The organism is Glycomyces dulcitolivorans (assembly GCF_003265355.1).
GTDB lineage: Bacteria > Actinomycetota > Actinomycetes > Mycobacteriales > Micromonosporaceae > Glycomyces > Glycomyces dulcitolivorans.
Genome location: NZ_QFRW01000086.1, coordinates 50,288 through 59,208 on the forward strand (window position 1 = coordinate 50,288; position 8,921 = coordinate 59,208).

An 8,921-nucleotide genomic window follows, 5' to 3' on the forward strand; every position below is an offset into this window, starting at 1 on the left:
CTGCGGCCCCTTCGTCGTGTGCGCGTTAGGTGTTCAGGAAGGTGCTGGCCTGGTCGACGATGTCGAGGAGGAAGCCGGGGGCGATGCCGAGGATCAGGGTGGCGGCCACTCCTGCGGCGACGACGGTGCCGGCCATCGGGCTGGGGAGGTTGACCGTGGGGGCGTCGGGGGCGGGCTCGTTGAGCCAGAGGAGGACGACGACCTTGAGGTACGGGAAGGCGAGGATCGCCGAGGAGACGACGCCGACGATGACCAGGCCGAGCTCGTCGGCCTGGAGGGCCGCCGCGAAGAGTGAGAACTTCGCGGTGAAGCCGCTGGTGAACGGGAGCCCGGCGAGGGCGAGCATCAGGATCGTGAAGACGACCGCGGTGCCGGGCGACTTCTTGCCGAGGCCGGCCCAGCGGGCGAGGTGGGTCGCCTCCTCGTCGCCGTCGCGCACGAGCGAGACGACGGCGAAGGCGGCGATCACCGTGAAGCCGTAGGCCGCAAGGTAGAACATCGTCTGGCCGACGGCCTCTCCCAGGGCGATCACGCCGATGAGCAGGTAGCCCGCGTTCGCGATCGAGCTGTAGGCGAGCAGGCGCTTGATATTGCGCTGGGTCACCGCGAAGATCGCTCCGCCGATCATCGTCGCGACGGCGATGACGGTGAGGATCAGGTGCCAGTCCCAGGCCGAAGACGACAGGCCCACGTTGAAGACCCGCAGGAGGCCTCCGAAGGCCGCCACTTTCACGCACGCGGCCATGAGGGCCGTCACGGGCGTCGGAGCGCCCGTGTAGACGTCGGGCGTCCACATGTGGAACGGGACCGCCGCGGCCTTGAAGAGCAGGGCCACGGCGATCATCGCGACGCCGATGTACAGGAACATGCGCGGCTGCCCGGAGCTGACGCCCGCCTGGTTGATGCCCGCGAGGTCGACGGTCCCGGCGAAGCCGTAGAGCATCGCCATGCCGTAGACGTAGAACGCGGAGGCGAAGGCGCCCAAGAGGAAGTACTTGAGCGCGGCCTCCTGGCTGATGAGGCGGCGGCGCTTGGCGAGGCCGCACAGGAGGTACAGCGGCAGCGAGAGCATTTCGAGCGCGACGAACATGGTGAGCAGGTCGCCGGCGGTCACGAACATCATCATGCCGGTGACCGCGAAGAGCGTCAGCGGGAAGATCTCCGTCGCGCCGTCCTCGCGGCGCTGCTCGACGTCCGCAGCGGAGTCGGCGACGACCGCGGCCTCGGCCACGAAGTCGCCGCCCTTGACGGTGCGCCGCTCGGCGAGCAGGAGGACCGCCACGATCGCGAGCATCGTGATGGTGCCCTGGAGGAACAGCCCGGGGCCGTCGATGATGACGGAGCCGATCGCGGTGCCGCCGATGGAGAACACCGCGCCGCTCTTGTCCGCGTTCAGCACGACCGCGACGAACGCGCCCGCGAGGGCGGCCACCGCCAGGGCGACCTGGATCGGGAGGCGCCGGGCCTTCGGCACGGCGGCCTCGACCAGGAGCCCGGCGAACGCCGCGACGAACACGATGACCAAGGGGGCCAGCCCGGCCCAGTCGATCTGGAGCCCTTGCGACTCACTCATTGTCAGCTCCCAAGGGAAGGTCGGCGGGCTCGTCGACGACGAACCCGAGCGTGTTGTCCACGGCCGGCTCGATCGCGTCGATCAGCGGCTGCGGGAAGAACCCGAAGCCGAGGATCGCGATCACCAGCGGCGCCACGAGGGCCTTCTCGCGCAACGTGAGGTCGCGCTTCATCGCGGGCACCTCGTCGAGCGCCGGGTTCCGGTCGCCCTGCATGGTGCGCTGGTACATCCAGAGCACGTAGGCGGCGGCGAGGATGATGCCGAGCGCGGCCACGACCGCGACCGGCTCGTTCTCGGTGAACGCCCCGAACAGGACCAGGAACTCGGAGATGAACGGCGCCGTCCCCGGCAGCGACAGCGACGCGAGCCCGGCGAACAGGAAGATCCCCGCGAGCAGCGGCAGCGTCTTCGCGGCCCCGCCGTAGTCCTTGATCTGCGCCGAGCCGCGGCGCAGCGTCAGGAAGCCCACGACGATGAACAGCAGGCCCGTGGCGAGCCCGTGGTTGAACATGTAAAGGACTGCGCCCGTGGCGGACTCCTGCGTGAACGCGAAGATGCCCAGGCCGATGAACCCGAAGTGCGCGATCGACGTGTACGCGACGAGGCGCTTGAGGTCGGTCTGCCCGATCGCCACGAACGCCGCGTAGACCACGCCGATGACCGACATGCCGATCACCCACGGCGCGAACGTCTTCGTCGCGTCCGGGAACAGCGGGATGCAGTAGCGCAGGATCGCGAACGTGCCGATCTTGTCCATGACGCCGACCAGGAGCGCCGCGACCGCCGCGGGGGCGGCCCCGCCCGCGTCCGGGAGCCAGGTGTGGAACGGGAAGAACGGGGCCTTGATCGCGAACGCGATGAAGAACCCGAGGAACAGCCAGTTCTGGAGCGAGCCGTCCGCGAGCGGCTCGGCCTCGACCAACGTGGCCCAGTCGAAGACGCCGCCGTTGTTCACCCACAACGCGATGACGGCGACGAGCATGAGCAGGCCGCCCAGCAGCGAGTACAGGAAGAACTTCACCGCCGCGTACTGCTTCTTCGGGCCGGTGCCGTAGGAGCCGATGAGGAAGTACATCGGCACGAGCATCGCTTCGAAGAAGAAGTAGAACAGCAGCACGTTCGAGGCGAGGAACGTCGCGAGCATCGCCGCCTGGAGCGCGAGCACCAGGGCGAAGAACGTCGGGACGCTCCGCTGCACCGAGTCGAGGTCCCGCCAGGCCGCGAGCATCGCGATCGGCGTGAGCCCCGCGGTCAAGGCGACCAGCAGCAGCGCGATCCCGTCGATCCCCCAGGACAGGTTCAGGTCCCACGCGGAGATCCACGTGTACGACTCGGTGAACTGGAGCCACGGCGCGTCGTCGGCGTAGTCGAAGCCGACCGCGACGAGCGCGGTGATCACGGCGACCGCGCCCGCGAAGCCGAGCGCGGTCCAGCGGGCCGCGTTCGCGTTCTCGCGCTTGATCGACGCGACGACCACCGCCCCGATCAACGGGACGGCGACCAGCGCCGACAGCAACGGGAGTTCGTTCATTGGGTGACCACCACCATGAGCGCGGCCACCACGATGACCGCCCCGGACAGAATGGACAGGGCATAGGAGCGGACGAAACCGGTCTGGAGCGCGAGCAGGCGCCGCGAGGACCCGCCGACCGCGGCCGAGAGGCCGTTGACGGCGCCGTCGACGACGCGGCCGTCCATGGCGACCGAGGCGCTGGCCGCGAGGCGGCTGGGACGCTCGAAGAGGCCGCGGTTGACGATCTCGCCGCCGAGGTCGGCGCGGGCGGCGCGCACCGGCCAGGCGGCGGCGCGGGGCACTTCGTCGGTGCCGTTTCGGAACAGGAGCCAGGCGAGGGCGGCGCCGAGGACGACGGCGACGGTGGTCGCGACGGTGACCTGCGTGTGCGACAGGTGCCCGTGGATCTCGTGCTGCTCGCCGAAGACCGGCGTGAGCCAGGTCGTGACGGGCGAGGCCATGAGGCCGCCCGCGGCGAGCGAGCCGATCGCGAGCAGGACCAGCGGGCCGGTCATGATCGCCGGGGACTCGTGCGGGTGCACGTCCTCGGTCCACCGCTTGGGGCCGTGGAAGGTGAGGACGAACAGGCGGGTCATGTAGAACGCGGTGAGCGCCGCGCCGAGGAGGGCGGCGCCGCCGACGACCCAGCCCTGCCAGCCTTCGCGGGCGAAGGCGGCGGCGATGATCGGGTCCTTGGTCCAGAAGCCGGAGAACGGGAACAGGCCGATGATGGCGAGCCACCCGGCGGCGAAGGTCGCGTAGGTGACCGGCATCTTCTTCCAGAGCCCGCCGAAGCGGCGGATGTCGGTCTGGTCGTTCATGGCGTGCATGACCGAGCCGGAGCCGAGGAACAGGCCGGCCTTGAAGAAGCCGTGCGCGAGCAGGTGGATGATGCCGAGCGCGAACGCGCCGCCGCCGAGGCCCACGGCCAGGAACATGTAGCCGATCTGGGAGACGGTGGACCAGGCGAGGACGCGCTTGATGTCGTCCTTGGCGCAGCCGACGATCGAGCCGAAGAGGAGCGTCAGGGCGCCCACGACGACGACGGCGGTCTGCACGTCCGGGTTGAGGCTGAAGATGACGTTCGAGCGGGCGATGAGGTACACGCCCGCGGTGACCATGGTGGCGGCGTGGATGAGCGCCGACACGGGCGTCGGGCCCTCCATGGCGTCCGGGAGCCAGGTCTGGAACGGGAACTGGCCGGACTTGCCGCACGCGGCGGCCAGGAGCAGCAGGCCGATCGCGAGGCTCGTGCCGGTGGAAAGCGATGCGGCGCCGTTGAAGACGCCCGCGAAGTCGACGGTGCCGAGCGTGCCGAGCATCGTGAACATCGCGAGGAGGAACCCGACGTCGGCGACCCGGTTGGTGAGGAACGCCTTCTTGCCGGCGGTCGCGGCGGCGGGCTTGAGCTGCCAGAACGCGATGAGGAGGTAGGAGGCGAGGCCCACGCCCTCCCAGCCGACGAAGGTCATGAAGTAGTTGCCGCCGAGGACCAGGATGAGCATGGCGGCGGCGAACAGGTTGAAGTACGCGAAGAACTTCCGGCGCCCGGCGTCGTGGGCCATGTAGCCGACGGCGTAGACGTGGATGAGGAAGCCGACGCCGGTGATGAGCAGGCAGAAGACCGCGCTCAGCGGGTCGAAGAGGAGGCTCGCCTCGATGTCCAGGCCCCCGACGGAGAGGATCGTGAACAGGTCGAGGAACGCGCTCTTGTTCTCAAGGCCCGCAAGGGAGCCGAAGAGGCCGAGCGCGAGCGCGAAGGCGGCGCCGATGGTGGTGACGCCGACCCAGTGGCCCCACTTGTCGGCGCGGCGGCCGGCGAGCAGGAGGACCGCGGCGCCCAGCGCGGGCAGGGCGATGAGCGCCCAGGTGAAGGACAGCAGCCCTTCGGCGGGCGCGTACGAGATTTCGTCCACAGTGTCCCCTCTAGGCCTTCAGGAGGTTGGCGTCGTCGACGGAGGCGGAGCGCCGGGACCGGTAGATCGCCATGATGATCGCCAGGCCGACCACGACTTCGGCGGCGGCGACGGCCATGACGAAGAACGCCATGACCTGCCCGTCGATCGTGCCGGTGGTGCGCGAGAACGTCACGAGCGTCAGGTTCCCGGCGTTGAGCATGAGCTCGACGCACATGAACACGACGATCGAGTTGCGCCGCACCAGGACGCCGACCGCGCCGATGCAGAACAGGGCCGCGGCGAGGATCAGGTAGTACTCGGGATTCACGACTCCCGCCCTTCCGTGTGCTTCGGGGCCGCCTCAGCGGGGGTGAGCTGGCGCGGCGGGACGTACTCGGACAGGGACGCCGGCTCGATCGACCCGTCGGGCCGCAGCGCGGGCGTCGCGGTCGAGTCGGAGTTGGCGAACACGCCGGGCCCGGGCCTGGGGCCGGGGTAGTTCCCGGGCGCGAACCGCTCGCGGCTGTGCTCCTTCTGCCCGCGGTGGCCGCCCTTCTTGGCGACGTGCGCGAACATGAGGGCGCCGACCGCGGCGACGGTGAGGACGCCGGAGACGATCTCGAACGGGAACAGGTACGTCGAGAACAGGGCCTCGGCGATCCCTTCGACGTTCCCTTGGCCCGCAGGCGCGGTCGGTTCGGCGATGACGAGGCCGGAGACGGCGCGGGCGAGGCCCGAGGACAAGAGCGCGGCCAGGCCGACGCCGAGGAGCACCGCGAGGAGCCTTTGGCCCCTGAGGGTCTCGAACATGGAGTCCTTGGAGTCGCGCCCGAACAGCATGAGCACGAACAGGAACAGCATCATGATCGCGCCGGTGTAGACCATGATCTGCACGAAGCCGAGGAACGGCGCGGACTGCATGATGTAGAAGACCGCCAGGCACATCATGGTGACCGCGAGCGAGAGCGCGGCGTGGATGGCCTGGCGGGACAGGACGAGTCCGATCGCGCCGCCGAGGGCGATGGGGGCGAGGATCCAGAAGAAGACGGCCTCGCCGGCGGAGGCCGACTGCGCGAGGCCCGCGGCCTGGGCGAGGTCGATCACGACCGGTCCCCCTTCTTCTGCGCGAGCATCTCCGTGAGGGAGAACTCGGCGCCCTCGCTCGCGCCCGGGTTGACCGGGCCCGACTCGTAGTACGCCTTCTCGCTGTCGCCCAGGCGCATCGGGTGCGGCGGCTGCTCCATGCCCTCGATGAGCGGCGCGAGCAGCTCCTCCTTGGTGAAGATGAGGTCGCGGCGGTCGTCGCGGGCCAGCTCGTACTCGTTGCTCATGGTGAGCGAGCGGGTCGGGCAGGCCTCGATGCACAGGCCGCAGAAGATGCAGCGCGCGTAGTTGATCTGGTAGGTCTTGGCGTACCGCTCGCCGGGCGAGAACCGCTCGGCCTCGGTGTTCTCGGCGCCCTCGACGTAGATCGCGTCGGCCGGGCAGGCCCACGCGCACAGCTCGCAGCCGATGCACTTCTCCAGGCCGTCCGGGTGCCGGTTGAGCACGTGGCGGCCGTGGTAGCGCGGTTCGAGCTTCGAAGGCTTCTCAGGGTATTCGACCGTGACCTTCGGCTTGAACATGTGCGAGAAGGTGACGCCGAAGCCTTTGGCGAAACCGGACATCTACTCCTCCTCCTTCTGAGAACCGTTGATGGGCGCTGAAGATGTGCTCGCGGGTTCGAGCTGCTTGAGGGACCGCGGGTTCGGCGGGACCGCGAGGTCCAGCGGCGGCACCGGGAAGCCGCCGAGGCCCGTGTCGGGCTCGGCCGGGTCCTCGTAGGGCTTGCGGCTGGGCCAGAAGAAGATCAGGGCCATGACGACGATCGCGGCGCCGCCGGCGAACGCGATCCGCGTCGGCAGCTCGTTGCCGGTGTCGAGCCCGATGTTCATGGCCGCCAGGACCATGAGCCACACGAGCGAGACGGGGACGAGGACCTTCCAGCCCAGGTTCATGAACTGGTCGTAGCGCAGGCGCGGGAGCGTCCCGCGCAGCCACACGTAGAAGAACAGGAACGCCAGGACCTTCCCGAAGAACCACACGAGCGGCATGAAGCCCTCGTTGGCGCCCGGCCACCACGAGTCGGGGAACGGCGCGGCCCAGCCGCCGAGGAACAGCGTCACCGCCAGGGCCGACATCGTCACCATGTTCACGTACTCGGCGAGGAAGAACGACGCGTACTTCAGCGACGAGTACTCGGTCGCGAAGCCCGCGACGAGCTCCGACTCGGCCTCGGGGAGGTCGAACGGGGCCCGGTTCGTCTCGCCGACCATCGCGATCACGAAGATCACGAAGCTCGGCGCGAGGACGATGAAGTACCAGCCCGGGAGCGTGATCTCCGCGCCGCCGATCGACAGCGGCAGGCCCTCGGCCTGCGCCTCGACGATCGCGCCGGTCGACATGAGCTTCGACTGGAAGAACACCGCCAGGACCGCGAGGCCCAGCGCGATCTCGTACGAGATCACCTGCGCCGCGGCGCGAAGGGCGCCCAGGAGCGAGTACGCGGAGCCGGAGGCCCAGCCCGCGAGCACGATCCCGTACACGCCCAGCGCCGAGCAGGCGAGGATCACCAGGACGGAGACCTCGAAGTCGGTGAGCTGGAGCTCGGTCTCGATGCCGAACACGTTCACGACGGGACCGAAGGGCACCACCGAGAACGCCGTGAACGCGCACGCGACCGCGATGACCGGCGCCGCGAGGAACACGAGCTTGTCCGCGGTCCGCGGCATCGTGTCCTCTTTGAACGCGAGCTTGAGGCCGTCCGCCAGGGACTGGAGGAGGCCGAAGGGCCCGTTGCGGTTCGGGCCGGGCCGCACCTGCATGATCGCGACGACGCGGCGCTCGTACCAGATGGTGAACAGCACCAGCAGGACCAGGACGACGAAGACGAGCACGCCCTTGATCAGCATCAGCCAGACGGGATCGTTCATGAGTTGACCGCCTCCACCTTGTCTCCTTCGGCCGGTCGGGGCACGTTCGGGTACGCGCGGATCTGGACCACGTCGCCCGAGCCCGCGCCCAGGTGGCGGTAGATCCCGCGACCGGGCGCGTTCTGCGGCAGCCAGACCGTGCCGTCGGGCATCGCCGTCACCGCGAGCGGGAGCGTGATGCCGCCGATCGCGGTCGAGACGGTCACGCCCGAACCCTCGGACGCGCCGATGGCCTTCGCGGTGGCCGCGCTCAAGCGGACCACCGGGTCGGGGGCGCAGCCGGCCAGGTGCGGGTTGTTCTCCTGGAGCGAGCCGCCGTCGAGCAGCTGGCGCCAGGTGGCGAGCACCGCCTTGCCGTCCTCAGTGGATCGGGCCGGCTTGTCGGCGGCCCAGTCCGGGGCGGGCTGGCGGGTGATCGGGTCCGGGAGCCCGGCGAGCTCGGCCCGCACGGTCCGCGTGTCGGCCAGGCCGAGCTTCACGCCCATGACGTCCGCGAGCGCGTCGAGCACGGCGTGGTCGCTCATCAGGTCCGACTCGATCACCGTGTCGAAGGTGCGCAGGCGCCCTTCCCAGTCGAAGAACGCCCCGGCCTTGCCGGTGACGGGAGCGACCGGGAGGATCACGTCCGCGACCCGGGTGACCGCGGAGTGGCGGATCTCAAGCGACACAACGAATCGCGCGGCGTACAGGGCGGCTTCCACGGCGGGCGCGTCGGCGAAGTCGTACGGGTCGACGCCGCCGACCAGCAGGCCGTCGATCTCCCCGTCGGCCGCGGCCTGGAGGATCTGCCAGGCCCCGCGGCCGTCGGCGCCGGGCAGGGACTCGACGCCCCAGTACTCGGCGAGCTGGTCGCGGTCGGCCGCATAGGAGGCGAGGCCGCCGCCGGGCAGGAGCCCGGGCAGGCACCCGGCCTCGACCGCGCCCCGGTCGCCCGCGCGGCGGGGGACCCAGGCGAGGCGCGCCCC

At 70.0% G+C, this 8,921-nt stretch carries 8 protein-coding genes; all 8 read right to left on the bottom strand.

Annotated elements, in window-relative coordinates:
• Positions 1–25 precede the first annotated feature (25 nt).
• Positions 26–1,573, bottom strand: coding sequence for an NADH-quinone oxidoreductase subunit NuoN (nuoN, locus tag DI269_RS09660; protein ID WP_112135143.1), 1,548 nt, complete (start codon positions 1,571–1,573; stop codon positions 26–28).
• Positions 1,566–3,104, bottom strand: coding sequence for an NADH-quinone oxidoreductase subunit M (locus DI269_RS09665; protein ID WP_112135145.1), 1,539 nt, complete (start codon positions 3,102–3,104; stop codon positions 1,566–1,568). Before DI269_RS09665 ends, nuoN begins: the two co-directional genes overlap by 8 nt.
• Positions 3,101–5,002, bottom strand: a complete 1,902-nt coding sequence (gene nuoL / locus DI269_RS09670; RefSeq protein WP_112135147.1) for an NADH-quinone oxidoreductase subunit L — start codon at positions 5,000–5,002, stop codon at positions 3,101–3,103. Before nuoL ends, DI269_RS09665 begins: the two co-directional genes overlap by 4 nt.
• Before the next feature lie 10 nt (positions 5,003–5,012).
• The gene (nuoK, locus tag DI269_RS09675) at positions 5,013–5,312 is read right to left on the bottom strand and encodes an NADH-quinone oxidoreductase subunit NuoK (RefSeq protein WP_112135150.1); all 300 of its coding nucleotides are present in this window, start codon (positions 5,310–5,312) and stop codon (positions 5,013–5,015) included.
• Positions 5,309–6,085: an NADH-quinone oxidoreductase subunit J gene (locus tag DI269_RS09680; RefSeq protein WP_112135168.1), complete on the bottom strand. Its 777-nt coding sequence runs from the start codon at positions 6,083–6,085 to the stop codon at positions 5,309–5,311. The genes nuoK and DI269_RS09680 overlap by 4 nt, the downstream gene beginning before the upstream one ends.
• A complete protein-coding gene (nuoI, locus tag DI269_RS09685; RefSeq protein ID WP_112135152.1) occupies positions 6,085–6,651 on the bottom strand; it encodes an NADH-quinone oxidoreductase subunit NuoI in 567 nt (188 codons plus the stop codon). Before nuoI ends, DI269_RS09680 begins: the two co-directional genes overlap by 1 nt.
• Positions 6,652–7,956 carry an NADH-quinone oxidoreductase subunit NuoH gene (gene nuoH / locus DI269_RS09690; RefSeq protein ID WP_112135154.1) on the bottom strand — a complete coding sequence of 435 codons (1,305 nt, stop codon included), beginning with the start codon at positions 7,954–7,956 and terminating at the stop codon, positions 6,652–6,654.
• The coding region (locus DI269_RS09695) for a molybdopterin dinucleotide binding domain-containing protein (protein ID WP_157974866.1) at positions 7,953–8,921 on the bottom strand (969 nt) is incomplete at its 5' end. The genes DI269_RS09695 and nuoH, both read right to left, overlap by 4 nt.